Source organism: Cupriavidus sp. L7L, assembly GCF_004353535.1.
In the GTDB taxonomy this organism is placed as follows: domain Bacteria; phylum Pseudomonadota; class Gammaproteobacteria; order Burkholderiales; family Burkholderiaceae; genus Cupriavidus; species Cupriavidus oxalaticus_A.
Map to the genome: position 1 here is coordinate 104644 of NZ_SMNY01000008.1, position 25281 is coordinate 129924.

23 protein-coding genes are annotated in these 25281 nt (G+C 68.9%); 11 read left to right on the top strand and 12 right to left on the bottom strand.

The features are described 5' to 3' along the window. Positions 1-9: 9 nt before the first annotated feature. Genes E1J61_RS07650 through E1J61_RS07660 form a run of 3 tightly spaced genes read left to right on the top strand, consistent with a single transcriptional unit; the run spans position 10 to position 5890 of the window. Positions 10-1269 carry an efflux RND transporter periplasmic adaptor subunit gene (locus tag E1J61_RS07650; RefSeq protein WP_133093542.1) on the top strand — a complete coding sequence of 420 codons (1260 nt, stop codon included), beginning with the start codon at positions 10-12 and terminating at the stop codon, positions 1267-1269. Further along, positions 1266-4451, top strand: coding sequence for an efflux RND transporter permease subunit (locus tag E1J61_RS07655; RefSeq protein WP_133093490.1), 3186 nt, complete (start codon positions 1266-1268; stop codon positions 4449-4451). The genes E1J61_RS07650 and E1J61_RS07655 overlap by 4 nt, the downstream gene beginning before the upstream one ends. Beyond that, positions 4448-5890, top strand: a complete 1443-nt coding sequence (locus E1J61_RS07660) for an efflux transporter outer membrane subunit (protein ID WP_133093491.1) — start codon at positions 4448-4450, stop codon at positions 5888-5890. Before E1J61_RS07655 ends, E1J61_RS07660 begins: the two co-directional genes overlap by 4 nt. 128 nt (positions 5891-6018) lie before the next feature. On the opposite strand, the gene E1J61_RS07665 is transcribed toward E1J61_RS07660, so the two are convergent. The 3 genes from E1J61_RS07665 to E1J61_RS07675 all read right to left on the bottom strand — a co-directional run bounded on the left by E1J61_RS07665 (position 6019) and on the right by E1J61_RS07675 (position 8967). Beyond that, positions 6019-7377, bottom strand: a complete 1359-nt coding sequence (locus E1J61_RS07665; protein WP_133093492.1) for an MATE family efflux transporter — start codon at positions 7375-7377, stop codon at positions 6019-6021. Continuing rightward, positions 7370-7891, bottom strand: a complete 522-nt coding sequence (locus tag E1J61_RS07670; RefSeq protein ID WP_133093493.1) for a helix-turn-helix domain-containing protein — start codon at positions 7889-7891, stop codon at positions 7370-7372. The genes E1J61_RS07665 and E1J61_RS07670 overlap by 8 nt, the downstream gene beginning before the upstream one ends. Positions 7892-8061: 170 nt before the next feature. Next, on the bottom strand, positions 8062-8967 hold the full coding sequence (locus tag E1J61_RS07675; protein ID WP_133093494.1) for a LysR family transcriptional regulator: 906 nt from the start codon (positions 8965-8967) through the stop codon (positions 8062-8064). 129 nt (positions 8968-9096) lie between these two features. On the opposite strand from E1J61_RS07675, the gene E1J61_RS07680 reads away from it, so the two are divergent. From E1J61_RS07680 to E1J61_RS07695, 4 genes are all read left to right on the top strand, one after another. Beyond that, on the top strand, positions 9097-10590 hold the full coding sequence (locus E1J61_RS07680) for an acyl-CoA synthetase (protein WP_133093495.1): 1494 nt from the start codon (positions 9097-9099) through the stop codon (positions 10588-10590). 49 nt (positions 10591-10639) lie between these two features. Further along, positions 10640-11638 carry a tripartite tricarboxylate transporter substrate binding protein gene (locus E1J61_RS07685; protein ID WP_207951188.1) on the top strand — a complete coding sequence of 333 codons (999 nt, stop codon included), beginning with the start codon at positions 10640-10642 and terminating at the stop codon, positions 11636-11638. Between the two features lie 211 nt (positions 11639-11849). Further along, the gene (locus E1J61_RS07690) at positions 11850-13346 is read left to right on the top strand and encodes a chloride channel protein (protein WP_133093496.1); all 1497 of its coding nucleotides are present in this window, start codon (positions 11850-11852) and stop codon (positions 13344-13346) included. Between the two features lie 204 nt (positions 13347-13550). Continuing rightward, positions 13551-14294 carry a hypothetical protein gene (locus E1J61_RS07695; RefSeq protein ID WP_133093497.1) on the top strand — a complete coding sequence of 248 codons (744 nt, stop codon included), beginning with the start codon at positions 13551-13553 and terminating at the stop codon, positions 14292-14294. A gap of 30 nt (positions 14295-14324) precedes the next feature. Here E1J61_RS07695 and dapB read toward each other — a convergent pair whose 3' ends face one another. Both dapB and E1J61_RS07705 read right to left on the bottom strand, forming a co-directional pair. Continuing rightward, entirely contained in the window at positions 14325-15134 is an 810-nt protein-coding gene (dapB, locus tag E1J61_RS07700; RefSeq protein ID WP_133093498.1) for a 4-hydroxy-tetrahydrodipicolinate reductase, read from the bottom strand. A 44-nt stretch (positions 15135-15178) separates the two neighbouring features. Further along, positions 15179-15628 (bottom strand): Lrp/AsnC family transcriptional regulator, encoded by a 450-nt coding sequence (locus tag E1J61_RS07705; RefSeq protein WP_029048352.1) that lies wholly within the window; start codon positions 15626-15628, stop codon positions 15179-15181. Between the two features lie 126 nt (positions 15629-15754). Between E1J61_RS07705 and E1J61_RS07710 the strand changes: the two genes are divergently transcribed. The 3 genes from E1J61_RS07710 (at position 15755) to E1J61_RS07720 (ending at position 18789) form a co-directional block, all read left to right on the top strand. After that, a complete protein-coding gene (locus tag E1J61_RS07710) occupies positions 15755-16936 on the top strand; it encodes a saccharopine dehydrogenase C-terminal domain-containing protein (protein WP_133093499.1) in 1182 nt (393 codons plus the stop codon). Then, on the top strand, positions 16933-18450 hold the full coding sequence (locus E1J61_RS07715) for an aldehyde dehydrogenase family protein (RefSeq protein ID WP_133093500.1): 1518 nt from the start codon (positions 16933-16935) through the stop codon (positions 18448-18450). Before E1J61_RS07710 ends, E1J61_RS07715 begins: the two co-directional genes overlap by 4 nt. 144 nt (positions 18451-18594) lie before the next feature. Then, entirely contained in the window at positions 18595-18789 is a 195-nt protein-coding gene (locus tag E1J61_RS07720; RefSeq protein WP_029048349.1) for a hypothetical protein, read from the top strand. A 95-nt stretch (positions 18790-18884) separates the two neighbouring features. Here E1J61_RS07720 and E1J61_RS07725 read toward each other — a convergent pair whose 3' ends face one another. From E1J61_RS07725 to hemA, 6 genes are all read right to left on the bottom strand, one after another. Further along, a complete protein-coding gene (locus tag E1J61_RS07725; RefSeq protein ID WP_133093501.1) occupies positions 18885-19535 on the bottom strand; it encodes a UbiX family flavin prenyltransferase in 651 nt (216 codons plus the stop codon). Positions 19536-19542: 7 nt separating this feature from the next. Further along, positions 19543-19854 (bottom strand): Grx4 family monothiol glutaredoxin, encoded by a 312-nt coding sequence (gene grxD / locus E1J61_RS07730; RefSeq protein WP_029048347.1) that lies wholly within the window; start codon positions 19852-19854, stop codon positions 19543-19545. A 117-nt stretch (positions 19855-19971) separates the two neighbouring features. Continuing rightward, positions 19972-20844, bottom strand: a complete 873-nt coding sequence (gene prmC, locus E1J61_RS07735; RefSeq protein ID WP_240745902.1) for a peptide chain release factor N(5)-glutamine methyltransferase — start codon at positions 20842-20844, stop codon at positions 19972-19974. 141 nt (positions 20845-20985) lie between these two features. Continuing rightward, positions 20986-21312 carry a hypothetical protein gene (locus E1J61_RS07740; protein ID WP_133093503.1) on the bottom strand — a complete coding sequence of 109 codons (327 nt, stop codon included), beginning with the start codon at positions 21310-21312 and terminating at the stop codon, positions 20986-20988. A gap of 190 nt (positions 21313-21502) precedes the next feature. Next, entirely contained in the window at positions 21503-22585 is a 1083-nt protein-coding gene (gene prfA / locus E1J61_RS07745) for a peptide chain release factor 1 (protein ID WP_133093504.1), read from the bottom strand. Positions 22586-22684: 99 nt separating this feature from the next. After that, positions 22685-23989, bottom strand: a complete 1305-nt coding sequence (gene hemA / locus E1J61_RS07750; RefSeq protein WP_133093505.1) for a glutamyl-tRNA reductase — start codon at positions 23987-23989, stop codon at positions 22685-22687. 167 nt (positions 23990-24156) lie between these two features. Here hemA and E1J61_RS07755 point away from each other — a divergent pair, with 167 nt between their 5' ends. Then, complete coding sequence (locus tag E1J61_RS07755) at positions 24157-24402, top strand: hypothetical protein (protein ID WP_133093506.1); 246 nt, start codon at positions 24157-24159, stop codon at positions 24400-24402. A gap of 49 nt (positions 24403-24451) precedes the next feature. On the opposite strand, the gene E1J61_RS07760 is transcribed toward E1J61_RS07755, so the two are convergent. Continuing rightward, the gene (locus E1J61_RS07760) at positions 24452-25240 is read right to left on the bottom strand and encodes a 5'-methylthioadenosine/adenosylhomocysteine nucleosidase (RefSeq protein WP_133093507.1); all 789 of its coding nucleotides are present in this window, start codon (positions 25238-25240) and stop codon (positions 24452-24454) included. Between the last annotated feature and the right edge of the window lie 41 nt (positions 25241-25281).

Genomic DNA, 25281 nt, shown 5'->3' on the forward strand with positions numbered 1-25281 from the left:
GTGAGGACAATGCTTAACGGGTGCGGCGTGGCGGGCCTGCTGGCCCTGCTGCTGGTGGCGGGTTGCAGCAAGGAAAAACCGGCGGCGGTGGCGCCGCCGGCAGCCGAGGTGGGTGTCATCACCGTGGCGCTGCGCGACGTGCCGCTCGTCTATGACTTCGTCGGCCAGACCCAGAGTTCGCAGCAGGTGGAGATACGTGCGCGCGTCAATGGCTTCCTGGAGAAGCGGGTCTATATGGAAGGCGCGCTGGTCAAGGCGGGCGAGACCCTGTTCCTGATGGATCCCAAGCCGTTCGAGGCCACGCTGAAGGCGGCCGAGGCCGAGCTTGCGCAGCAGCAGGCGCGGCTGAACACCGCACGCGCAGACCTGAACCGCGTGCGCCCGCTGGCGGCGCGCAATGCCCTCAGCCAGCGCGACCTGGATGACGCCACCGGCAAGGAGCAGGAGGCAGCAGCCGCGGTGGAGCAGGCGCGCGCCAATGTGATCAATGCCAAACTGAACCTGAGCTACACCACGATCAAGTCGCCGGTGGCGGGCCTGTCGAGCTTTGCCAAGCGGCAGGTGGGCTCCTATATCGATACCACCAACAGCCTGCTGACCTATGTCGCCAAGCTGGATCCGATGTGGGTCAACTTCAGCCTGTCCGAGAACGAGGTGCTGTCGTTCCGCTCGTCGGAGAAGTCGGGGGCGGTCCGGTACCCGGCGCAGGCAGCCTTCGACATCGTCATCGTGCTGGCCGACGGGACGGAGTTCCCGCACCATGGCAGGATCGCTTTCGCCGACGCCTCGTTCAGCCAGGAAACCGGCACCTACCTGGTCCGCGCCGAGGTCGCCAATCCGCAGGGCACGCTGAGGCCGGGCCAGTTCGTGCGGGTCAAGGTGCATGGCGCGATGCGCACGCAGGCCATTGCCGTGCCGCAGGAAGCCATCGTGCAAGGCCCGCGCGGGCAGACGGTCTGGGTGATCGGCCCGGACAGCAAGGCGCAGCAGCGCGTGGTCGACGTGGGGGAATGGACCGGCTCCAACTGGGTGGTGCGCTCGGGCCTGAAGGCCGGTGAGCGCGTGGCGGTGAGCGGCCTGGTGCGGCTGATGCCGGGCGCGACGGTCAAGGCCGTGCCGGCGACCGAACTGGCCGCGCATGGCGCGGCCAGCGGTGCCCAGCCCACGGGTGCCCAGCCTGCTGCCGCGGGCTCGGCCACTCCGGCCGCTCCGGCTGCATCCGGTGCAGGCGCGCAGCAGGCGGCGGGCTCCACCGGGGGCAAGCCATGAAGCTTGCCCATTTCTTTATCGACCGGCCGATCTTCGCATCGGTGCTGTCCATCATCATCACGGTGGGCGGCCTGGTGGCGCTGACCAAGCTGCCGATCGCCCAGTTCCCGGATATCACGCCCCCGTCCATCACGGTCACGACCAAGTACCCCGGCGCCAGCGCCGAGGTGGTGGCGCAGAACGTGGCCGCGCCGATCGAGCAGCAGGTCAACGGCGCCGACCACATGATGTACATGAACTCGACGAGTTCCTCGACCGGCGACCTGACGCTGACCACGTATTTCGAGATCGGCACCGACCCCGAGCTCGCGCAGGTGGACGTGCAGAACCGCGTCAACCTGGCGCTGCCCACGCTGCCCGATGCCGTGACGGCGCAGGGTGTCTCGGTGCAGAAGCGGTCGTCGGCGTTCATGATGGTGATTGCCATCTACTCGCCCGACAACAGCTACAACCAGACCTTCGTCGGCAACTACGCCAACATCTACGTGCTGGACGCGCTCAAGCGCATTCCCGGCGCCAACCAGTCGTCGATCTTCGGCAGCCCGGACTACGCCATGCGCATCTGGCTGCGGCCCGACCGCATGGCGTCGCTGGGCATCACCACCGAGGACGTCAAGAACGCGGTCGCCAACCAGAACCAGCAGTTCTCCGCGGGGCGCATCGGCCAGTCGCCGACCACCGGGCCGGTGCAGCAGACCTTCCCGATCGCCACCAAGGGCCGCATGACCGAGCCGGCCGAGTTCGACAACATGATCCTGCGCGCGCAGTCCGGCGACGCCGCGCTGGTGCGCCTGAAGGACATCGGCCGCGCCGAGCTCGGGTCCAAGGACTACTCGCTGCGCAGCCGCTACAACGGTAAGACCGCCACGCTGCTGGCGGTGTACCAGCAGCCGGGAGCCAATGCGCTGGATGTGGCCAAGCAGGTGCGGTCCACGCTGGCGGAGCTGAAGAAGAGCTTTCCGCCCGGGCTGGAGTACGAGATCGCGCTCGACACCACCGAGTTCGTGCAGGAGTCGATCGACGAGGTGGTGCACACGCTGCGCGACGCGGTGATCCTGGTGATCCTGGTGGTGTTCCTGTTCCTGCAGAGCCTGCGCGCCACGCTCGTGCCGATCCTGGCCGTGCCCGTGTCGATCATCGGCGCCTTCGTCGGCATGAGCGCGTTCGGCTTCTCGGTGAACATGCTGACCTTGTTCGGCATGGTGCTGGCCATCGGCATCGTGGTCGACGACGCGATCGTGGTGATCGAAAACGTCGAGCGCAACATGACGGAGTTCAACCTGCCGCCCAAGGAGGCGGCCAAGAAGGCGATGGACGAGGTCAGCGGCCCGGTGGTCGCGATCGTGCTGGTGCTGCTGGCGGTGTTCATACCGGTGGCGTTCCTGTCGGGCATCACCGGGCAGCTGTACAAGCAGTTCGCCATCACCATCGCGGTGTCGGTGGTGTTGTCCGGCGTGGTGGCGCTGACGCTGTCGCCGGCGATGGCGGCGATCCTGCTCAAGCCCGGCCAGCACAAGAAGAACCGCTTCTTCACCTGGTTCAACAACTCCTTCGACCGGCTCATTGCCGGCTATGACAGGTCGCTGCAGATCGTGATCCGGCGCACGGTGATGTCGATCGCCATCATCCTGGCGATGGTGGCGGTCAGCGTGGTCATGTTCATGCGCATCCCGACCTCGTTCCTGCCGGTGGAGGACCAGGGCTACCTGTTCGGCGCAGTGGTCATGCCGGACGCGGCCAGCCTGGATCGCACCCAGACGCTGTCGAGCCGGGCCGAATCCTGGCTGTCCAGGCAGCCCGGCGTGTCATCGGTGGCCACGGTCGATGGCTACAGCCTGATCGACTCGCAGAACAAGGCCAATGCCGGCACGCTGTTCATCACGCTCAAGGGCTTCCACGAGCGTGGCGCGGGCGAGTCCGCGGCCGACCTGATCCAGAAGTCGATGCGGGAATTCTCGCGCTACCAGGACGGCGTCGTGATCCCGCTGAATCCGCCTTCGATCCCGGGCCTGGGCACCACCGGCGGCTTCGAGTTCTGGCTGCAGAGCACCGCGGACGGGACTTACCAGCAGCTGGAGCAGAAGGTCCACGAGTTCATCGCCAAGGCCCGCCAGCGGCCGGAGCTGACCGGCGTGAACTCCACCATCAATTCGCGCTCGCGCCAGTTCCTGGTCGAAGTCGACCGGGAGCGCTCCGAGACCCAGGGCGTGCCGGTCGAGAACGTCTATTCTGCGCTGCAGACCATGTTCGGCTCGCTCTACGTGAGCCAGTTCCCGAAGAACAGCCGCTTGTTCCAGGTGATCCTGCAGGCCGAGCCCGAGTTCCGCTCGCGCCCGGAAGACCTCGACAAGGTCTACGTGCGCAACCACAACGGCGAGATGGTGCCGATCAAGGCGGTGACCTCCACCAAGTATGTGCCGGGGGCGGACATCGTCACACGCTTCAACAACTTCCCGGCCGCCAAGGTCATGGGCGACGCCGCGCCGGGCTACAGCTCGGGGCAGGCTATCTCGGCCATGGAGGAGGTGGCGCAGGAGGTGCTGGGGCCGGGCTACGCCTATGCCTGGAGCGGCCAGGCTTATGAAGAAAAGACCGCCGGCTCCACCGCGGTCTACGTCTTCGCCTTTGCCTTGCTGATGGTGTTCCTGATCCTGGCGGCGCAGTACGAGAAGTGGTCGCTGCCGCTGGGCGTGCTGCTGGCGGTGCCGTTCGCGCTGTTCGGCGCGCTGCTCGGCATCCTGATGCGCGGCATGGAGAACGACGTCTACTTCCAGATCGGCCTGACCGTGCTGATCGCGCTGGCGGCGAAGAACGCGATCCTGATCTTCGAGTTCGCGGTGGAAATGCGCGAGAAGGAAGGGCTGAGCGCCTACGATGCCGCTATCCACGCGTCCAAGCTGCGCCTGCGGCCGATCATCATGACCTCGCTGGCCTTTATCCTGGGCTGCGTGCCGCTGGCCATCGCCAGCGGCGCCTCGGCCGCCAGCCGGCAGTCGCTCGGCACGGGCGTGATCGGCGGCATGCTCGGGGCGACGGTGATCGCGCTGTTCTTTATCCCGATGTTCTTCTGGGGCCTGGAGCGCATGTCCGAAGGCAAGCCCAGGAAGCCCGCCAAGGCCGGCGATGCACAGCAGCCACCCACTACTCCACCCACCGCGCCGTCGGCCGGAGAAACGCTATGAGCCCGCGCGTGTGGATGCTGGCGGCCTGTGCGGCGGCAACGCTGGGCGGCTGCGCGATCGGCCCCAACTACCAGCGTCCCGAGACCCCGGACGCGTCGCAGTACCGGCTCGACACCGGCGCGCTGGCGATCGCCGCCGACAGCGACTGGTGGAACCAGTTCAGCGACCCGGTGCTGAACGCGCTGGTGGATGAGGCGCTGGCAGGCAACTACGATATCCGCATCGCCGCCGCACGCATCGACGAATTCCGTGGCCAGCTGATGGTGGCGCGCGCCGGCTTTTTCCCGCAGCTCAATCTTTCCGCGTCGGCCGCGCGCCAGAGCATCGGCAGCCTGAACAGCACGCAGTTCGGCAGCGGCACCGGCAATACTTACCAGTTGCTGGCCAACGCCAACTGGGAGATCGACCTGTGGGGCCGCATCCGCCGGCAGGCCGAGGCGGCCGAGGCCAGCCTGTGGAATGCCGAGTACGCGCGCCGCGGCGTGGTGCTGGCGCTGGCGGCTTCCGTGGTGCAGGGGTATGCCACGCTGCGCGGGCTCGATGCGCAGCTCGATGTCGCGCAGCAGACGCTGGCATCGCGCGCGAGCGGGCTGGATATCTTCCGCCAGCGCTATGAAGGCGGCGTGATTTCGCAGCTTGAACTGGCACAGGCCGAGAATGACTACTACGTGGCCGAGGGCTCGATCCCGCCGCTGCGTGCCAGCATCGCGCAGACCGAGAACGCGCTGTCGGTGCTGCTGGGCCGGCCGCCGGGCCCGATCGAGCGTGGCAAGCCGATCCACGAGCTGCAGGCGCCGCCAGTCGGCGCCGACCTGCCGGCCGCCTTGCTCTCGCGCCGGCCCGATGTGCTGCAGGCCGAGCAGGCCGCCATCGCCGCCAATGCGCAGCTGGGCGCGGCGCAGGCGCTGTACCTGCCGGCGGTCAACCTGAGCGGCCTGTTCGGCGCCGTGGCGGCGTCGCCGGGGGCGCTGTGGGACAGCGCGTCGCGGGTGTGGGCGTTCGGCGCGGGGCTGACCCAGCCGATCTTCCAGGGCGGCGCCATCCGCGGGCAGGTGCAGACCGCGTCCGCGCAGCGCAACCAGGCCATGTTCGCTTACCAGGGCACGGTGCTCGCGGCGCTGGCGGATGTGAACAGCGCGCTGGCCAACGGCGTCGAGACCCGCACGCGGCTGGGCAGCCTGCGCCGGCAGGAACAGAGCCTGTTCATCTATGCCGACCAGGCTTTTGCCCGGTACGAGGGCGGGTATTCGAGCTACCTGGAGGTCACCAATGCGCGCGAGAAGCTGTTCGATGCGCAACTGGCGGCGATCCAGGGCCAGGTCGACGTGCTGACCAGCACCGCGGCGCTGTACAAGTCGCTGGGCGGCGGCTGGCCATCGGTGCCGCAGGCCGTGCGCGAGGCGGGGATGCAGGGGGATGCGAAGGTGCTGGCGAGGTAGGACCGAAGCCGAAGCCGAAGCCGACGGTGTTGGGTGCTCCCAAGCCGCCCGAGCTGGCCCAAGCAAGGTGTTCTCCCTCTCCCCTCAGCGGGAGAGATGACCAAACCGGCGGGATGCGACAGTCATCCCTACCGCGCCGACCACTCCCCCTGCCTGACCCCCAGCGCGGTCACCACCCCATACGCCGTAATTCCCAGCGCCACCCCCAGGAAATGCCCGTCCAGCCCCATCCCGAACACATTCGCCAGCACCCAGCCGCCGCCCGCCGCCAGCGCGATCCGGCATAGCCCCGCCGCCACCGGCCAGCGCATCCGCCCGGCGCCCATCGAGGCAAAGTACAGCGCCATTCCCAGCCCGAAGCCGCCGAACGCCGGCCCCACCCATGACAGCGCGCGCGCCGCGATGGCGATGACTTCCGCATCGTTGGTGAACAGGCCGGCAAAGCGCACCGGCGCCAGCCCGACCGCCGCACCGGCCGTACCTGCGATCGCCAGCGCAAGGAAGGCGCCGACCCATGCGGTGCGGCGCGCCGTATGCCAGTCGCCCGCACCGACCGCGCGCCCGACCAGCGCCGTCAGCGCCGAACCCACGCCGAACGCCAGCGGGATCATCAGGAATTCCAGCCGCGCCGAGATCCCATAGGCCGCCACCGCCGCGGTGCCGTGGTGGCGCAGTTGCGCGGTGACCAGGATGGTGGTCAGGTTGGCCACCGACGCCAGCGCGCACGCCACCAGCCCCACCGACAGGATGCGCCAGAACAGCGCCCACGACGGCCGCACCCGCAGCACCGGCACGAAGCCCGCGCCGCCGCGCGCCACCACGATTGCCATCGCCAGTGCCGCGGCCCACGAAACCGCGGCCAGCGCGGCGCCGATGCCGGCCAGCCCCATCCCTGCGGGTTCGGCCAGCAGCCATGCCAGCACCGGGAAGGCCACCCACATCAACGCCAGCACGCGCGCCGCCAGCGCATGGCGACCGCCGCCGCGCAGCACCGAGGCCAGCGTATTGGCCAGCCACGCCGGGATCGCGCCAGCGCCGAACAGCCAGATCGCATAGCTGGCGGCAGCTTCGGCAGCGGTGCCGCCGGCCACGGCGCCGAGCACCCCGCGCGGGAAGCCGGCCAGCACCACGGCAAAGGCCAGCCCCGCCGTGACTGCGATCAGCAGCGCATGCATCACCAGCGCCGAGGCATCGTCGCGCCTGTTGGCACCCAGCGCCCGCGCGATCGCCGCGACCACGCCGCCGCCCATGGCGCCGGCCGACATCTGCTGCAGCAGCAGCGCAAACGGCAGCACCACCGCCCAACCCGCCAGCGCGGCGGTGCCCTGGCGAGCGGCCAGCCAGGTTTCGATCAGCTGGCCCACCGCCTGCAGCACCGCAATCAGCGCGGTCGGGCCGGCCAGGCGGCCGATGCGGCGGGCGAGTTCCGTGGCGGGGACTGTCTCGGCCGGTACGGTGCCGGCGGGCAAGGCGCCGGTTTCACTCATGTCCGTGCTCCGCGCCGTGGCCCACGCTGTCGGGTTCGCCGAAGCGGCGCTGCAGGAAGCGGCTGGCGCCAGGGCCCGGCAGCACGCGCACGTCGTCCAGCGTGATCGGCGTGCCGTCGGCGCGCGCCAGTGCGGGCTCGGCGATTTCCTGGCCGGTGCGGCGGTCCTGCAGCAGCGTCAGCGGACCTTTCTCATCGGTCATCCAGCGGTCGGCCCAGGCCTTGAGCGCGACATAGGCCGGAAAAAAGTCACGGCCCTTGTCGGTCAGCCGGTAGACATGGCGGCCGCCGCCCTCTGGCGTGACGCGGGCCAGCAGGCCGTGCGCCACCAGCGTCTTGAGCCGCGCGCTGAGGATATTGGGGGCGATGCCCAGGTTGCGTTCGAACTCGTCGAAGCGCGTGCTGCCGTAAAAGGCCTCGCGCAGCACCAGGATGGCCCAGCGCTCGCCCAGCACCGCCATGGATCGGGCGACCGGGCAGGGCATGGAAGTGAAATCGGTTGGGGTGGGTGGCATGGTCTCGGCGCCTCGGTCGGTCCCTTGCTTTCAATTTGCAAGTTTCATAAAGCATAGCTTGCAGAATGAAAGTTCGTTCGGCATCGGGAGGGGGCGCAGGCGATTCTGTTCGATTACCGGCCACCGTCGCCAACGGGGCGGCGCTGGCTGAACCTGCAGGATGTCGAGCTTCAGGCGGCAAAGACTTCGATCTTGCCCAGCTCTTCCCGCATGAAGCCGATCAGCGCGCGGGTGGCCATCGACGGATGCAGGTTCGGCGTGGTGATGATGTAGAGCCGGTTGCCCAGTCCTTCCGGCCGCCAGTCCGGCAGCACGGGCACCAGCGTGCCGGCTTGCACCGCCTCCCAACCGATATAGACCGGCAGCAGGCCGATGCCATGCCCCTCGCTGACCGCGCGCGCCAGGAACAGGAAGTGCTCGGATTGCAGCGTCGGCGTCAGCGCCACGTCGACACGCTGGCCCTCGCGGTACAGCGACAGCGCAAACTGGCGCGGCGTATAGGGCGGGCAAAGAAAGCTGCACCCCGCCAGGTCCGGCGGCACTCGCACGGGCGGAATGGTCGCGAGGTAATCCGGCGATGCATACAGTTGCCAGCGGATATCGCAGATTTCGCGCGCCACATGGTCCAGCGGCGGTGCCGAGGTGACCTTCAGCGCCACGTCGATCTCGGCCGCGATCAGGTCGTTGACGCGGTTGGCGAAGAACACCCGTAGCGTGATCCCGGGATGCAGCTTGGCGAAACGCAGCAGCAATGGCGCGATATAGGCGTCGCCCAGCCCGGTCGGCACGCTCACGCGCACATGGCCGCGCAGGGTCTTGCCCAGGCTGTCGATCTCCGCCTGTGCCGAAGTCACCTCCTGCAAGATGCGCACGCCGTGCTGGTACAGCGCGTGGCCGGGCTCGGTCAGCTCCAGCCGGCGCGTGGTCCGGCGTAGCAGCTGGGCGCCGGCCTGGTGCTCCAGCTCGCGCAACTGGCGGCTGACCTGCGAGCGCGTGACGCCGCGCCGCCGGCCCGCTTCGGCAAGATTGCCGGCGTCGACGATATCGACGAAGGCCTGGATCAGGTTGAGGTCCATCCGGGATTGCCTGTGGGATTGTCGAGTCTGGCGCAACATTGTGATTCCGCTGCGCGTGATTGTCGATGAATGACCGTGCCGATACAGTGGCAAGCTGATAGTCAGCTAAGCGAGAAAGGGAGACAACGGATGGCCACGGACCTCTGGTTTGAAGACATGCACCGCACCGCCGACGAACTGGTGGCGCGCGGCGCACAACTCGCCGGCGGCCTGCGCCGGCTGGGCGTTGAGCAGGGCGACGTGGTCGCCGTGCTGCTGCGCAACGATCCCGCCTACGCCGACGTGGTCAACGCTTGCCGCACCGCCGGCTGCTACTACTGCCCGATCAACTGGCACTTCACCGCCGAAGAGGTGCGCTTCCTGCTGGCCGACAGCGGCGCCAAGGTGCTGCTGGTTCAGTCCGACCTGCTGGCCGCGGTGCGTGACGCCGTGCCCGCCGGCATGACGGTGCTGTCGGTCGGCGGCAGCGCCGAGGGCGCGACCGAATATGAAGGCTGGCTGGCGCAGCAGCCGGCCTATGACGGCCCGCGCGTGGCGCCGCGCGGCCATATGGCCTATACCTCCGGCACCACCGGCCGGCCCAAGGGCGTGATTCGCGCTCCGGTCCCGCTGGACCAGCTCGAAGCGCAGCAGGCGCGCGCGCGCTCGCTGGTGCGGCAGACCTACGGCCTGGAGCCGGGCTGCCGCGCGCTGATGTCGGCGCCGCTGTATCACAGCGCGCCCAGCTCGTTTATCCAGAACGCGCTGCAGATGGCCGAGCGCCTGGTGATCACGCCGCGCTTCGACGCCGAGCAGGTGCTGGCACTGATCGAAAAGCACCGCATCGACGTGGTCTACCTGGTGCCGATCATGTACGTGCGCCTGCTCAAGCTGGCGCCCGAGGTGCGCGCCAGGTACGACCTGTCGTCGCTGCGCTTCGTCGCCTCGACCGGCTCGCCGTGCGCGCCGGAGGTCAAGCGCGCCATGCTCGACTGGTTCGGCCCGATCATCCACGAGACCTATGCCTCCAGCGAGGCCGGCATGATTACCGTGGCCACGCCGGCAGACGCCGCCGCGCGTCCCGGCACCGCCGGCCGCCCGGTCGACGACGCGCAGCTGCGCATCCTGGACGAGGACGGCCGCGAGTGCGCGCCGGGCGAGATCGGCCTGGTCTACGTGCGCCAGCCCGCCTATCCCGACTTCAGCTACCGCAACAATGAGGCCGCGCGCCGCGCGATCGACCGCGGCGGGCTGGTGACGCTGGGCGACATGGGCTACATCGACGCCGACGGCTACCTGTTCATCTGCGACCGTGCGTCCGACATGGTGATCTCCGGCGGCGTCAACATCTACCCGGCCGAGATCGAGCACGAACTGGTGCGCTATCCCGGCGTGGCCGACTGCGTGGTGTTCGGCGTCCCCGACGACGAGTATGGCGAGCGCCTGCTCGGCATGGTGCAGCCGATGCCGGGCGTGGAAATCCGCGAGGCCGAGGTCATCGAATGGCTGCGCCAGCGGCTGTCGGGCTTCAAGGTGCCGCGCAGCATCGTGGTCGAGCCGCAGCTGCCGCGCGACGAGACCGGCAAGCTCGCCAAGCGCCGGCTGCGTGACCGATACTGGGAAGGCCGCCAGCGGCGCGTCTGAGTCTACCGGGCAGCGCGGCGATACAGAGATAACCACAGGAGGAGACGCGATGCACAAGGACAAGAAAGGACGGCGGGCCTGGCTCGCCGCGATGGCAGCCGGCGCCGGATGCGCGCTGGCTCTGTGGGGTGGCGCCGCGCTGGCCGCCTATCCGGACCGGCCGCTCAAGCTGGTGGTGCCGTACACGCCGGGCGGCTCGACCGACCAGTTCGGACGCGCGCTCGCGGACGGCATGTCGCGCCAGCTGGGCCAGACCGTGGTGGTGGAAAACCGCCCCGGCGCCGCCACCATGATCGGCACCAACAGCGTGGCACGCGCGCCCGCCGACGGCTACACCATGGTGCTGGCGACCAACGGCAGCATGGTGCTGAACCCCATGCTGTACAAGAAGATCACCTACGATCCGCCCAAGGACTTCAAGATCTTCACGATCGGTGCCGAGGCGCCGCTGGTGGTGGTGACCAACACCCAGGTGCCTGCCGGCAACATCAAGGAATTCGCGGCCTACGCCAAGTCGTCCGGCGGCAAGCTCAACTATGCATCGGTGGGGCTGGGCAACGCGCTGCAGCTGGCCACCGAGATGCTCAAGACCGAGCTCGGCATCAACGTCACGCATGTGCCCTACAACGGCAGCGCGCCCGCGCTGGCGGCGCTGCTGGCCAACGACGTGCAACTGATGGTCGATGTGGTCAGCACCTCGCTGCCGCATATCAAGGCCGGCAAGCTCAAGGCGCTGGCGGTCACCGGCCGCACCCGGCTGGAGGTGCTGCCCAACGTGCCGACCGTGGCCGAGAGCGGCTATCCCAATTTCCAGGCAGCGACGTGGTTCGGGCTGGCGGTGCCGGCGCAGACGCCGCCTGAAGCCGTAGCCAAACTGCAGGCGGCCGCTTCGCACGTGCTGAAGGACCCGCAGTTCCGCGCGACCTTCAGCGCGCTCGGGCTGATCGTGCAGCCGCCGCGCACGCAGGCGGAGATCGACCGGTATATCGAGGCGGACCGCGAGCATTGGGGGAAGGTGATCAAGGCGAACAATATTTCGCTGGACTGAGTACGCTGGCTTTCGCTGACTGAGGCTTTGCTCCCCTCTCCCACTTCGCGGGAGGGGAGCGTTTACCACGGGCGGCAGCTTACTCAATTGCTCGCGAGCCGATCACCGGCCACACTTGGCCTACGCCGCAACGATGGGCGTATAGTTCTCGCTGATTCCGGCCGAGCAGTACCGTCACCGTGCCGGAAGCCCTCAGCAACGCCCCCGTGTCATGACCGAGCGCGAGCCCACCGATTCCAAAGATCCCGATTCCGCCAATCCGTCGTCCACGGAGCCGGGGCAGCGCCCAGACGCCCAGGCCCAGCCTGACCCCGCCGCACCGCACCCCGATCCCCGCCTGCTGAACAAGCTCACCCGCCGCGCCCGCGTTGCCGCCTCGCGCAAGTCGCGCCAGGCCAGCCGCATATCGCGCACCACGCTGCGCTACACGGTGTTCATGTTCGGCGCCGGTTGCGTCGGGCTGTTTTCGCTGGTGTTCGCATGGATCGCCGAGGTGGCGCTGCGCTGGAACCACCACCTGACGCAGGCCACGCCGTGGCTGGCGTTCGTGATGCTGCCGTTCGGGCTGGCCGCGCTGCGCTGGCTGACGATCCGCTTTGCGCCGCAGGCGCGCGGCAGCGGCATCCCGCAGGTGATCGCCGCGTTCACGTTGCCGCCGAATGGTCCGGCGCAGACCGCGCTGGTGTCATTGCGGCAATCGATGTGGAAGGTGTTGCTGACCACGCTGGCATTACTGGCCGGCGCGTCGGTGGGCCGCGAAGGGCCATCGGTGCAGGTCGGCGCCGCGGGTATGCTGGCGTGGGGCCGCTGGTGCCAGGAGAAACTGCGCTTCCGCATCGGCTTCCATCCCAATGCGCTGATCGCCGCGGGCGCGGCCGGCGGGCTGGCGGCCGCATTCAATACGCCGCTGGCCGGCGTGGTGTTCGCCATCGAGGAACTGGGGCGCGGCACCGCCGTGCGCTGGGACCGGCTGGTGCTGTCGGGTGTGCTGACCGCCGGTTTCCTGTCGCTGGCGGTGCTGGGCAACAACCCGTATTTCGTGGTCAAGGTGCCGATGCTGGTGTTGAGCACTGCGTGGGGCCCGGTGCTGGTGTGCGCGCTGCTCAATGGCGTGCTGGGCGGCTTCTTTGCCAAGGCGCTGGCCGGCGGCGTTTCCGGGCTGCTGCCCGCGCGCTGGGGCGGCCTGGCCACGCAGCATCCGGTGTGGGTGGCGTTCGGCTGCGGGCTGGTGGTGGCCGTGCTCGGCGTGGCGACCTCGGGCGCTACCTTTGGCACCGGCTACGAGCAGGCCGCGGCGCTGATCAACGGCGAGTCCCACGCCACGCTGTGGTTCGGCATCGCCAAGCTGGTGGCGACGGTGGTGTCCTACTTTGCCGGCATCCCGGGCGGGATCTTCACCCCCGCGCTGGCGATCGGCGCAGGCATCGGCCAGAACGTGGCGCAGTTCGTCACCGGCATGGCCGAGCCGCGCGTGCTGGCGCTGGTGTCGATGGCGGCGTTCCTGGCCGCGGCCACGCAGGCGCCCATCACCGCCAGCGTGATCGTGATGGAGATGACGCGCACGCAGGACCTGACCGTGTTCCTGCTGGCGGCGTCGCTGCTGTCGTCGTTTATCGCGCGGCAGTTCTCGCCGCGCCCGTTCTACCACCAGGTGAGCCACGGCTTCCGGCGCGAGGCGCAGGCGCTGGCAAGCAAGGCGCCAGCCTGAGAGTCGCACAGCGGCGCTATGTGCAGGAGCCGCCGGGGCGATCGGTTAAGCTAGCGCTCGCCCCGATCCGCAGGCTGTAAGGTGACTTGTGCGTCACTTACGTCGCAGCCCCGCTGCCATGCGTGAGCGGTGCCGCCCCCCGGCCCGTGGAACATCCCGGCCGGGGCGCGCTCCAACCCGGAGCCGATTTCCAGGAGTCAGACTTTGAAATTCCCCGTTGCCGGGCTGGCGCTCGCCGGCCTGCTGGGCGCCGCCGGCGCCATTGCCGCCCCCGCCGCCAAGCCCGCTGCCGCGGCAGCAGAATCCAAGACCGCCAAGACAGCCAGCAGCCCCGAAAACAGCGCGCTGGCGCCGCTGCTGGGCATGCTCGAGATCGGCAATCCGCTGCCCGCGCTGCCCGACTGCGCCGACAAGCGCTCGCCCGATGGCCGCGACGTGACCGCGTTCTGCGTGGAACTGAAGGGCGACGGCCTGGTGCGCCAGGTTGGCGTGCCGCGCGACAAGCGCCCGGGCTTCATGGATGGCCCGCACTTGGTGGCCTTTGTCGACCGCAATGCGCTGGTGGGCCTGGTGGTCCCGACCGCCGGCGCCAATTCGCAGCAGGCCGCCGTTGACAGCATCAACGCGCTGTATGGCAAGCCGTTCCGCCAGGAACAGGAAGAGATGCGCGACAAGGCCGGCAAGACCGTCAAGACGATCCATGCCGGGTGGACGAAGAGGCCACTGACCGTTGAGCTGTATGCGATGCCGGAAGACCCGGCCACCGGCACCATCGAGATGCTGCTGCCCCAGGCGCGCGCGCTGATGGCGGAAAAGGATGCAGAGGTGGACGGCAAGTTGAACCCCGCATCGGCGCCCGCGGCGAAAGGCAAGGCTGACAAGCCTGAAAAGACCGAAAAGGCGGCCGCCAAGCCGCCTGCCAAGCCGGTCAATCCCGGCAGCTGGTAAGCAGCGCGAGGCTGTGGCGGCCCGCGGCCGTCACAGGCCTTCCATCACCTTGTCCAGCCCCCGCACCACGCCGCGCACGGTGTGGACCTTGCGGATCGCCAGCAGCGCGCCGGCGACATAGGGCTTGGAGCCGTCGCCGGCCTCGTGCTTGAGGTGCAGGCGCTGGCCGTCGGCGCCGAAGATTACCTCCACGCCGAGCTGGTAGCCCGGCAGCCGCACCGCGTGCACCTGCGTGCCCGACATGGTCGCGCCGCGGGTTTCCTTCGGGCCGTTGACCTGGTCCACCGGCACCGCCTGCGCGGCGGTCTTGACCTGGCCCAGCCGGTAGGCCAGCTCGCGCACCGTGCCGGACGGCACGTCGACCTTGCCGGCCTTGGCGTAGTCGATGATCTCCCAGTGCTCCAGGTGGCGCGCCGCCATCTCGGCAAACTTCTGCAGCAACACCACGGTAATGGCGAAATTGCCGCAGGCCAGCACGCCGCGCTCGGCCTGGCGCGCGGCCGCGTCGATCTCCGCGTAGTCCTCGTCGGTCAGCCCCGAAGTGCCCACCACCACGTGCGCGCCGTGCGCCAGTGCCTGCAGGATGTTGTGCTTGGCGATGGCCGGCTTGGTGTACTCGACATAGACGTCATAGGGCGTCTGTCCCAGCGCTTCGATGCTGGCAGCAGCCACGCCCGGCGTGTCGGCATGGCCGGTCAGCTGCGCCAGCGGCTGCCCGGCGGCGCCGCGCGACAGGCCTGCCACCAGCGCCATGTCGGAGGCATGCGCCACGCCGCGCGCCAGTTCACCGCCGGCCCAGCCGGTCACGCCGCCTACGGCGACACGGATCGGATTGCTCATTGGATATCTCCGCTTTGGCTTGTTCGGTCTGCGAGCATACCGCTTCAGCCGGCAGCGCGCCGGCGGTCGAGCTTGCGCGCCAGCACGATCGAGGTGGTGGTGTGGTTCACGCCGTCGAGCATGCCGATCTCGTCCAGCAGCCGGTCCAGCCGGTCGTGCGTGTCGCAACGGATCGCCACCAGGTAATCGACCGGCCCGCTGACCGAGTTGACCTCTTCGATCTCGGGCAGGCGCTGCAGCGCGCGCAGGATCGCCGGCGCGGCCTTGGGCTGCACCGAGAGCCCGCAATAGGCCAGGATCACGTTGTCTTCCATCTTCTGCCCCAGGCGCACGCCATAGCCTGCGATCACGCCGCTGCGCTCCAGCCGGGCAATGCGGGCGACCACGGTGGTGCGGGCGATGCCCAGCTGCCGTGCGAGGTTGGCGGCGCTTTCGCGCGCATTCGCCTGCAGCAACGACAGCAAATGGCGGTCGGTCACGTCGAGTTCGGTCATAACGTCGGACAGGTTCGTCGTTTCGTTCGATTATGGCGGGTTTTCGTCGTTCTTGTGCCTTCATTCCGTCGCAGCCGCTATCCATACTCCAGTCACGGGACAACCTTTCTTGTGGACGGAGGCACCATGCAACCCTCGAACCTGGGCCGGCAGGCCCCACCAGACCTGCCCAAGGCGAAACGCCCGCTGCATGTGACGGTGCTGGGCGCGGGCAAGATCGGGCGCACCATTGCCGCCATGCTGCATGACACCGGCGACTACCGCGTCAGCGTGGTCGACCATGACGCGCGCCGCCTGGACGGCCTGCCGCGGGGCGTGCTGGCGCGCGCCGGCGATCCTACCGAGCCGGGCACCTGCGCCGCGCTGCTGGCCGGCGCCGACGCGGTGCTCAATGCGCTGCCTTTCCACGCCGCCATTGCCGTGGCCTCGGTCGCGGCGCGCCTGGGCGTGCATTACTTCGACCTGACCGAGGACGTGGCCGCCACCCATGCGATCCGCCAGCTGGCGCAGAACGCGCGCTCGGTTCTAATGCCGCAGTGCGGGCTGGCGCCGGGCTTTATCGGCGTGGTCGGGAATGACCTGGCGCGGCGCTTCCTGCGTGGCGGCGGCGAGCTGCTGGACCTGCAGATGCGGGTCGGCGCGCTGCCGCGCTACCCCAGCAACGCGCTCAAGTACAACCTGACCTGGAGCACCGAGGGACTGATCAACGAATACTGCAACCCGTGCGAAGCCATCGTCGACGGCCGCCGCGTCGAACTGCCGGCGCTGGAAGGGCTGGAAAGCTTTGCGCTGGACGGTATCGAGTACGAAGCCTTTAATACATCTGGGGGCCTTGGCACGCTACCCGAGACGCTGGCCGGGCGCGCGCGCCACGTCGACTACAAGTCCATCCGCTACCCCGGCCACTGCGCGCTGATGAAGCTGCTGCTCAACGACCTGCGCCTGCGCGAGCGCCGCGACTGGCTGCGCGAGATCTTCGATCGCGCCATCCCGGTGACCGAGCAGGACGTGGTGATCGTGTTCGCCACCGCCACCGGCTACCCGGCCGGCGGCGAACGCGGGCGCGGGCCGCTGACGCAGGCTTCGTTCTCGGCGCGCATCGGCGGGGTCGACAACAAGGACGGGCACCTCAACGCGATCCAGCTGACCACCGCGGCGGGCATCTGCACCGCGCTGGACATGGTGGCCACCGGCGCGTTGCCGCAGGCCGGCTTCGTGCGCCAGGAGACGATGCCGCTCGACGCCTTCCTCAAGAACCGCTTCGGCCGCCACTACACGCAGCATCCGCTGCAGGAGACCCACGTATGAAAGCGCAAGAGTTTGCAGCCTGCTGGGATTCGCTGGGCCTGCCGCGCCCATGGCAGGACGGCACGCCTGCCGGCGCGGTGACGGTGCGCTCGCCGGTAGACGGCGAGGCCATCGGCCATGTGCCGGCCTGCATGCCGGCGCAGGCCGATGCGCTGATCGCGCGCGCGCACGCGGCGCAGAGCACCTGGGCGCTGCTGCCGGCACCGGCACGCGGCGAGATCGTGCGGCGCTACGGCGAGGTGCTGCGCGAGCACAAGCCCGCGCTCGGCCGGCTGGTGTCGCTGGAATCCGGCAAGATCCTGCAGGAAGGGCTGGGCGAGGTGCAGGAGATGATCGACATATGCGACTTCGCCGTGGGCCTGTCGCGCCAGCTGCACGGGCTGACCATCGCCTCGGAGCGCCCGCAGCATGCCATGCGCGAGACCTGGCATCCGTACGGCCTGTGCGGCGTGATCTCGGCCTTCAATTTCCCGGTGGCGGTGTGGGCGTGGAACGCGGCGCTGGCGCTGGTGTGCGGCAACGGCGTGCTGTGGAAGCCGTCGGAGAAGGTGGCGCTGTGCGCGCTGGCCGCGCACGGGCTGCTAGAGCGCGTGCTGGCTGCGGCGGCGCCGCAGCATGCCGGCATCACCGCGGTGCTGCCGGGCGGGCGCATGCTTGGCAACCACCTGGTGCAACACGCGGCGGTGCGGCTGGTCAGCGCGACCGGCTCTACCCGCATGGGTCGCGAGGTCGGCATCGCCTGCGCCGGGCAGTTCAAGCGCAGCATTCTCGAGCTGGGCGGCAACAACGCCGCCATCGTCGCACCTTCGGCCGATATCGAGCTGGCGGTGCGGGCCATCACCTTTGCAGCGGCGGGCACGGCGGGCCAGCGCTGCACCACGCTTCGCCGCTGCTTCGTCCATGCCGACCTGATGGATACCATGGCGAGCCGGCTGGTCACGGTGTTCGACCGGCTGCCAGTCGGCGATCCGCTCGACGACGGCACGCTGATCGGCCCGCTGATCGACAACGCCGCGGGCGACGCCATGGCCAACGCGCTTGCCGCGTGCCGCGCGCAGGGCAATATCGTCACTGGCGGCGAACGGCTGCTGGCCGCGCGCTTCCCGCATGCCTGCTACGTGCGGCCGGCGCTGGTGATGACCGACGTGCAGCACGACACCATGCTGACCGAGACCTTCGCGCCGATCCTGTACCTGATGCCGTACACCAGCTTCGACGAGGCGATCGCGCTGAACAATGCCGCCGCGCACGGGCTGTCGTCGTGCATCTTCACCGAGTCGATGCGCGAGGCCGAGCGCTTCCTGTCGTCGTCGGGCAGCGACTGCGGCATCGCCAACGTCAATATCGGCACCAGCGGGGCGGAGATCGGCGGCGCCTTCGGCGGCGAGAAGGCGACCGGCGGCGGGCGCGAGTCGGGATCGGATGCGTGGAAGGGGTATATGCGCCGGGCGACCAACACCATCAACTACGGCGATTCATTGCCGCTGGCGCAGGGGATCAGGTTCGAGATCTGAAGGCGGCATCACGAGCGCCGTAGGGAACGGTAACAAGCCTTACATGCCTTTGACGCCGTATTACGCAAACTGCCCGTATAACGTCAGCAGGGCAGGCACATGCCCGTTTCCGGCCCTGAGGCCCCCTAGGAAAACACCATGAAACTGCTGACGATTGGACTGGCTGCCGCGGCGGCATCGGTCACCCTGCTGGGCGGCTGCGCCGTCTATCCCACTCCCGCCGGTCCCGCCGTGGGTCCCGCGCCGGTCTATGTTGCCCCCGCGCCGGTCGTGGTCGCGCCGCGGCCGTATTACTACGGCGGCTACGGCTACTACGGCCGTGGCTATCGTCGTTGGTAATGACAGCTGGAATGACAGCAGCACCGCCGCGATTGCCGGAGGTTGCGGCAAGGTAGGCAGGATTGAAGCAACGGCGGGGAGCCCGGCAACAGCGTTCAGTTGCCGCCCGCCGCGTCACCGGGCCGGGCGTTGAGCCCGCCCCAGCTGGGCGTGAGCGTCTGGCCGATCTCCGGCAGGTCGACCAGGTCCAGCACCCGGCCGACCGTATGGTCGACCAGCTCGGCAATGCTTTGCGGCTTCTGGTAGAAGCCCGGCACCGGCGGGAACACGATCCCGCCCATTTCCGTCACCGCCGTCATATTGCGCAGGTGCGCAAGGTTCAGCGGCGTTTCCCGCACCATCAAGACCAGCTTGCGCCGCTCCTTCAGCGTGACGTCGGCGGCGCGCGTGATCAGGTTATCCGACAGGCCATGCGCGATCGCGGCCAGCGTGCGCATGGAGCAGGGCGCCACCACCATCGCGTGGGCGCGGAACGAGCCGCTGGCAATGGTGGCGCCGATATCGCGCACGTTGTGCACGACACTGGCCAGCGCTTCCACCTCGGCACGGCCGATGTCGAGCTCGTGCTGCAGGTTCATCACGCCGGCCGGCGAAATCAGCAGGTGGGTTTCCACCGCGGGCGCCGCGCGCAGCACCTGCAGCAGGCGCACGCCGTAGATGGCGCCGGTGGCGCCCGTGATCGCGACGATCAGCCGCCGCGGTGGTACAGACCCCGCCGTGGCCGGCGGGGCAGCGCTCACGGGCATGGCGGGCTCAGCCCTTCAGCAGGGTTTGCAGCTCGCCGTTCTGGTACATCTCCATCATGATGTCCGAGCCGCCGATGAACTCGCCGTTCACGTAGAGCTGCGGGATGGTCGGCCAGCTGGCGTATTCCTTGATGCCCTGGCGGATGCTGTCGTCGTCCAGCACGTTGACCGTGGTCGGCGCGTCGACGCCGCAGGCCTTCAGGATCTGGATGGCGCGGCCCGAGAAGCCGCACATCGGGAACTGCGCGGTGCCCTTCATGAACAGGACTACCGGGTTGCCCTTGACGATCTGGTCAATCTTCTGCTGCACGTCGCTCATGGTCTGCTTTTCAGTTGGATGGCGCCGCCGTCGGGCGCCGCCTGGGAAAAGGGACGCCGCGCGGCAAGCCACGCGGCGGGAATCTGCCGCCGATTTTACCGGAATCGCCGGCGGGCTTCAGGCTTGCGCTCCGGACCAGCGTCCGCCGGTGCAGCGCTCCTGGCCGGCGAGGTCGCGCGCGGTGAAAACGTCTGTAAAGCCGGTCTCCTGCAGGAGCGCGCGCGTCGCCTGGGCCTGGTCGTAGCCGTGCTCCATCAGCAGCCAGCCGCCCGGCAGCAGCCGTTGCGGCGCGCCGTCGACGATGGTGCGCAGGTCGGACAGGCCGTCCTGGTGGTCGGTCAGCGCATCGATGGGCTCGAAGCGCAGGTCGCCTTCGGCCAGGTGCGGGTCGCCCGCGGCGATATAAGGCGGGTTGCTGACGACCAGGTGGAAGCGCAGCCCGGGCGGCAGCGCGGCGTACCAGTCCGATACCAGGAAGTTGATACGGTCGGCGCCAAGCGCGCTGGCGTTGTCCTGCGCCACCATCAGCGCGCCGGGCGAGATATCGGTCGCCCATACCTGCGCATCGGTGCGTTCTCGCGCCAGCGTCACGGCCAGGATGCCCGAGCCGGTGCCCAGGTCCAGCACCAGCGGGCGGGGCACGTCGGCCAGCCGGGCCAGCGAGGCTTCGGCGGCGATCTCGGTGTCGGGGCGCGGGATCAGCACATCGGGCGTGACGCGGAACTTGCGGCCGAAGAATTCGCGCTCGCCCAGCAGGTAGGCCATCGGCTCGCCAGCGAGGCGCCGCGCCAGCAGCGTGGCAAAGGCATCGCGCTGGGCCAGCGTGAGCGTGTCGGTATCGCGCGTGATCAGCTGCGTGCGGGTGAGGCCGGTCACGTGCGTCAGCAGCATGCGCGCTTCCAGCGTGGGCAGGCCCACCATGGCAGCGAGGGTCTGGGCTTCGCGCAGCGTTGGCGTGGCCGGCAGCGCGGCAGTGTTAGGGGAAGACATCGGGTAGGGACGGTTCTGTTGCCGGCCACAAAAAACCCCACCGGCGCAGGGCCTGGCGGGGCTTTGAGGCGGGATCTCCGGCGTTTCGCCAAGTGTACCGCCCATCGGAGGCGGGCGGCTGAAAGCCCCCCGCCGGCACGATTACTTATTGACGGCGTCCTTGGCCTTGTCGGCGCCGGCATTGACGGCGTCCTTGGCTGCCTGCTTGGCATTGGCCATGGCGCTGCCGGCTTCTTCCTTGGCCTTCTCGGCGGCAACCTGCGCGCTCGAAGCGGCATCGCTGGCGGCAGCCCTGGCGGCGTCGGCAGCGCTGCCAGCTGCTGCGGCGGCGTCGCTGGCAGCGGCCTTGGCGGATTCAGCGGCGCTTTGCATGGCGCTGTCGGCGCTGGAAGCTGCGGGGGCTTCTTCCTTCTTGCTGCAAGCGGCCATGGCTGCGGTGATCATCAACAGCGCGAGCAGTTTTTTCATGATTTCGTCCTAGGAAATGTTTTGGGAGAGACTCACCCGGCACCATTCTCCGTTTGCCGGTCGAAATCGATTATAGGCAGCGCGTTTACCCCTACCAGTGCTGTTTCAAGCATTTACAAGAAATACAAAGTCTTGTGGGACGTTACGCGCTGTTCGCGCACGAAGCGGGCCTGAGCGGTGCTTAAGCCGCTTATGCGTCTTCGCCGAGCGCGGCCAGCTGGTCCGCCTGGTGCTCCGCGGCCAGCGACGAAAGCAGCTCGTCCATGTCGCCGTCCATGATCATGTCGATCTTGTAGAGCGTCAGGTTGATGCGGTGGTCGGTCACGCGGCCCTGCGGGAAGTTGTAGGTGCGGATGCGGTCGCTGCGGTCGCCCGAGCCGATCAGGTTGCGCCGCGTGCTGGCTTCCTTCGCCTGGGCGGCGCGGGTCTGCATGTCCTTGATGCGCGCGGCCAGCACCTTCATCGCCTTGTCCTTGTTGCGGTGCTGCGAGCGGTCGTCCTGGCACTCGACCACGATGCCGGTCGGCAGGTGGGTCAGGCGCACGGCCGAATCGGTCTTGTTCACGTGCTGGCCACCGGCGCCCGAGGCGCGGAAGGTGTCGATGCGCAGGTCGGCCGGATTGATCTCGACCTCGCCGACCTCATCGGCTTCCGGCATCACCGCCACCGTGCAGGCCGAGGTATGGATGCGCCCTTGTGCCTCGGTGGCGGGCACGCGCTGCACGCGATGGCCGCCGGATTCAAACTTCAGCTTCGAAAACGCGGCATCCCCGGCGATCCGCACGATGACTTCCCGGAAGCCGCCCAGGTCGGACCCGGACTCGCTCATGATCTCGACCTGCCAGCGCTGGCGCTCGGCGTAGCGCGTGTACATCCGCAGCAGATCTGCGGCGAACAGCGCGCTTTCCTCGCCGCCCGTGCCGGCGCGGATTTCGAGCAGCAGGTTGCGGTCGTCGTTGGGATCCTTGGGCAGCAGCAGGCGCTGCAGGCTCTGCTCCAGCGCTTCCAGCCGCTCGCGCGCGCTGGCGATCTCGTCGGCGGCGAAGTCCTTCATCTCGGGATCGTCCAGCAGCGCCTGCGCGGTGCCCAGGTCGTCCTGCGCCTGGCGGTATTGCCCGTACTGCTCGGCCACCGGCGACAGCTCGGCATGCTCGCGGCTGAGCTTGCGGTACTGGTCGATGCTGGCGGTCGCGTCTTCGCGCGCGAGCAGGGCGTTGACTTCATCGAGTCGCTCGGCCAGTTGGTCGAGCTTGGCAAGCATGCTGGCTTTCATCGGGATGCGGGGGAATGGAGGGAGGCCAGTGGGCCGGGGCTGCCGGAATGCGGCGGCGGCGTGCCAGCGCGGTCGGCGTGCGGCAAGACCGGAGCGCGGCTAGCGCTCGGAGTGGCTGCTGTGGCGGAACAGGCCCGGCACCAGGCGCAGCAGCGCCTCGCGGTCTTCGCCCTGGGTGTGGTTCAGCGCGTGGGTCGGGCCGTGCAGGAACTTGCGGGTCAGTGCGCCGGACAGGGCTTCGAGCACCGCCTCGGGGTGGTCGCCGCGTGCCAGCATGCGGCGCGCGCGCTCCAGCTCGGCCTGGCGGATGGCTTCGCCGCTGCTCTGCAGCTCGCGGATGACCGGCACCACGCTGCGCGTTTCGAGCCAGTGCATGAAGTTCTGCACGCGGCTTTCGATGATGGCTTCGGCCTGCGCGACGGCGGCCTGGCGCAGCGCGTTGCCTTCGCGCACGATCGCGCCGAGGTCGTCGACGGTGTACAGGAAGACGTCGTCCAGGCGCGCGACCTCCGGTTCCACGTCGCGCGGCACGGCCAGGTCGACCATCATGATCGGGCGGTGCTTGCGGCGCTTGACCGCGCGCTCCACCGCGCCCAGGCCGATGATCGGCAGCGAGCTGGCGGTGCAGGACACCACGATGTCGAATTCATGCAGCCGCTCGCCCAGGTCGGTCAGGCGGATCGCCTGCGTGGTCAGGCCCTGGCCGGACAATTGCTCGGCCAGTTTCTCGCCGCGCTCGACGGTGCGGTTGGCCACCACAATCTGGCGCGGCTGCTGCGCGGCGAAGTGGGTCGCGCACAGCTCGATCATCTCGCCCGCGCCGATAAACAGCACGCGCTGGGTCGAGACGCTTTCAAAAATCCGTTGCGCCAGCCGCACCGCGGCGGCGGCCATCGATACGGAATGCGCGCCGATCTCGGTCTGGCCGCGCACTTCCTTGGCCACCGCGAAAGTGCGCTGGAACAGCTGGTTCAGGTACGTCCCCAGCGAGCCGGCCTCGCCGGCGGTGCGCACCGCGTCCTTGAGCTGGCCCAGGATCTGGGTCTCGCCCAGCACCATCGAATCCAGCCCGCTGGCCACGCGGAAGGCGTGGCGCACGGCTTCGGACTGCGGCAGCGCGTACAGGTGCGGGGCCAGGTCGCCGGCCGGCACGTTGTGGTGCTGCGACAGCCACCGCAGGGTGTGCTCGAAACCTTCCTGGCCCGGCTTCAGGACGTCGGTGGCGCAGTAGATCTCGGTGCGGTTACAGGTGGAAAGGATGGCGGCTTCGGTGCCGCTGCGGCCGGACAGGTGCTCGCGCAGCGCTCCCAGTGCCGGTTTGATCTGCTCGAGCGGAAACGCCACCCGCTCGCGCAGCGAGACTGGTGCCGTCGTGTGGTTGATGCCGATCGCGAGCAGTTGCATTTGTTGGGGACAGGTACGATCCGGAGCGTGGCCGGACCGGTTGCCATTATACCGCCGGCACCACAGATTGCAGGCGCATACCCAGTATGCGTCGCAGCCGTCTGGTTTGCAGTATCGTTACGGCGCAGCCGGATGCGGCTGTGATTCAGGCTACACAGGAGAATTGGATGCTGGGCACTTTGATCGTGGGTTTGCTGGTGGGACTGGCTGCGCGCCGGCTGCATCCGGCAGGACGCGTCGTGACCCTGCCGGCCGCGCTGGTGCTGGGCGCGGCGGGCGCGGCGGCCGCTTTCTACGGTGGCCGCGCGCTGCACCTGTTCGTCGACGGGCAGCTCAGCAGCTGGCTGGCGGTGATTGCCGGCGCCGCCATCCTGGTCGGCGCCTGGGGAGCCGTCCGGCCGCGCGGACGGTAAGGACAGAACCGACGCGGCGGCCTGGAATCTGCGCGCCGCTTGATCCTGGTCAGGTGCGCACGGGATCCGCTTCAGCCCGCGCGGCCAGCAGCCGGCGCAGCACGCCATTGGAATAGTGGCTGGCCACCTCCTTCAGGAATGCCGCGAAATCCACATGGGCGGTATCGTCCGCCCGGTCCGACACCGTGCGCATGACCGCGTACGGGACGCCGTATTCATGGCACACCTGCGCCACCGCGGCGCCTTCCATTTCCACCGCCAGCAGGCCGGGCAGCCGCTCGCGCAGTTCCGCCACCGCAGCCGGGGCCCCGATAAACTGGTCGCCGCTGGCGATCATGCCCTTGTGCAGCCCCGGCGTGGCCACGCCGAAGCGGGCCAGCACCTCGGGCGGCACGTCGGCGCCCAGGTCGAGGCGCAGGAAATCCGCGGCCGCGCCTTCCAGTTCGGCGGTCAGCGCCGGGTCGGCCGGGAACTCGGCGCGGTCCAGCAGCGGCACTTCATGGCGGCCGAAGAACGGGCGCGCGTCGAGGTCGTGCTGGATCGTCCGGTCCGCGATGACGATGTCGCCGACATTGGTGTCGGCGCCGACGCCGCCCGCCAGCCCGGTAAACACCACCTGGGTGGCGCCGAACTCCCGGATCAGCGTGACTGTGGTCGCCGAGGCTGCCACCTTGCCCATGCGCGCCAGCACCAGCACGCACGGCTGGCCGTACAGGTTGCCGACGTAGTAGTCGCGCATGCCGATGGTGTGCACCGTGGCGCGGCTGTCGTCGTGGCGCATCGCGGCCACCAGGCCGTCGACTTCATCGTGGATGGCGGCAAGGATTCCCAGGGTCATGGGGCAGGCGGAGTGGAAGGCGAAACCCAGAGCATACCGGC

Coding starts and splice junctions, on each gene's coding strand:
- E1J61_RS07650 (WP_133093542.1), top strand. CDS start 10: ATGCTTAACGGGTGCGGCGTGGCGGGCCTGCTGGCCCTGCTGCTGGTG.
- E1J61_RS07655 (WP_133093490.1), top strand. CDS start 1,266: ATGAAGCTTGCCCATTTCTTTATCGACCGGCCGATCTTCGCATCGGTG.
- E1J61_RS07660 (WP_133093491.1), top strand. CDS start 4,448: ATGAGCCCGCGCGTGTGGATGCTGGCGGCCTGTGCGGCGGCAACGCTG.
- E1J61_RS07665 (WP_133093492.1), bottom strand. CDS start 7,377: ATGAGTGAAACCGGCGCCTTGCCCGCCGGCACCGTACCGGCCGAGACA.
- E1J61_RS07670 (WP_133093493.1), bottom strand. CDS start 7,891: ATGCCACCCACCCCAACCGATTTCACTTCCATGCCCTGCCCGGTCGCC.
- E1J61_RS07675 (WP_133093494.1), bottom strand. CDS start 8,967: ATGGACCTCAACCTGATCCAGGCCTTCGTCGATATCGTCGACGCCGGC.
- E1J61_RS07680 (WP_133093495.1), top strand. CDS start 9,097: ATGGCCACGGACCTCTGGTTTGAAGACATGCACCGCACCGCCGACGAA.
- E1J61_RS07685 (WP_207951188.1), top strand. CDS start 10,640: ATGCACAAGGACAAGAAAGGACGGCGGGCCTGGCTCGCCGCGATGGCA.
- E1J61_RS07690 (WP_133093496.1), top strand. CDS start 11,850: ATGACCGAGCGCGAGCCCACCGATTCCAAAGATCCCGATTCCGCCAAT.
- dapB (WP_133093498.1), bottom strand. CDS start 15,134: ATGAGCAATCCGATCCGTGTCGCCGTAGGCGGCGTGACCGGCTGGGCC.
- E1J61_RS07705 (WP_029048352.1), bottom strand. CDS start 15,628: ATGACCGAACTCGACGTGACCGACCGCCATTTGCTGTCGTTGCTGCAG.
- E1J61_RS07710 (WP_133093499.1), top strand. CDS start 15,755: ATGCAACCCTCGAACCTGGGCCGGCAGGCCCCACCAGACCTGCCCAAG.
- E1J61_RS07715 (WP_133093500.1), top strand. CDS start 16,933: ATGAAAGCGCAAGAGTTTGCAGCCTGCTGGGATTCGCTGGGCCTGCCG.
- E1J61_RS07725 (WP_133093501.1), bottom strand. CDS start 19,535: ATGCCCGTGAGCGCTGCCCCGCCGGCCACGGCGGGGTCTGTACCACCG.
- grxD (WP_029048347.1), bottom strand. CDS start 19,854: ATGAGCGACGTGCAGCAGAAGATTGACCAGATCGTCAAGGGCAACCCG.
- prmC (WP_240745902.1), bottom strand. CDS start 20,844: ATGTCTTCCCCTAACACTGCCGCGCTGCCGGCCACGCCAACGCTGCGC.
- E1J61_RS07740 (WP_133093503.1), bottom strand. CDS start 21,312: ATGAAAAAACTGCTCGCGCTGTTGATGATCACCGCAGCCATGGCCGCT.
- prfA (WP_133093504.1), bottom strand. CDS start 22,585: ATGAAAGCCAGCATGCTTGCCAAGCTCGACCAACTGGCCGAGCGACTC.
- hemA (WP_133093505.1), bottom strand. CDS start 23,989: ATGCAACTGCTCGCGATCGGCATCAACCACACGACGGCACCAGTCTCG.
- E1J61_RS07755 (WP_133093506.1), top strand. CDS start 24,157: ATGCTGGGCACTTTGATCGTGGGTTTGCTGGTGGGACTGGCTGCGCGC.
- E1J61_RS07760 (WP_133093507.1), bottom strand. CDS start 25,240: ATGACCCTGGGAATCCTTGCCGCCATCCACGATGAAGTCGACGGCCTG.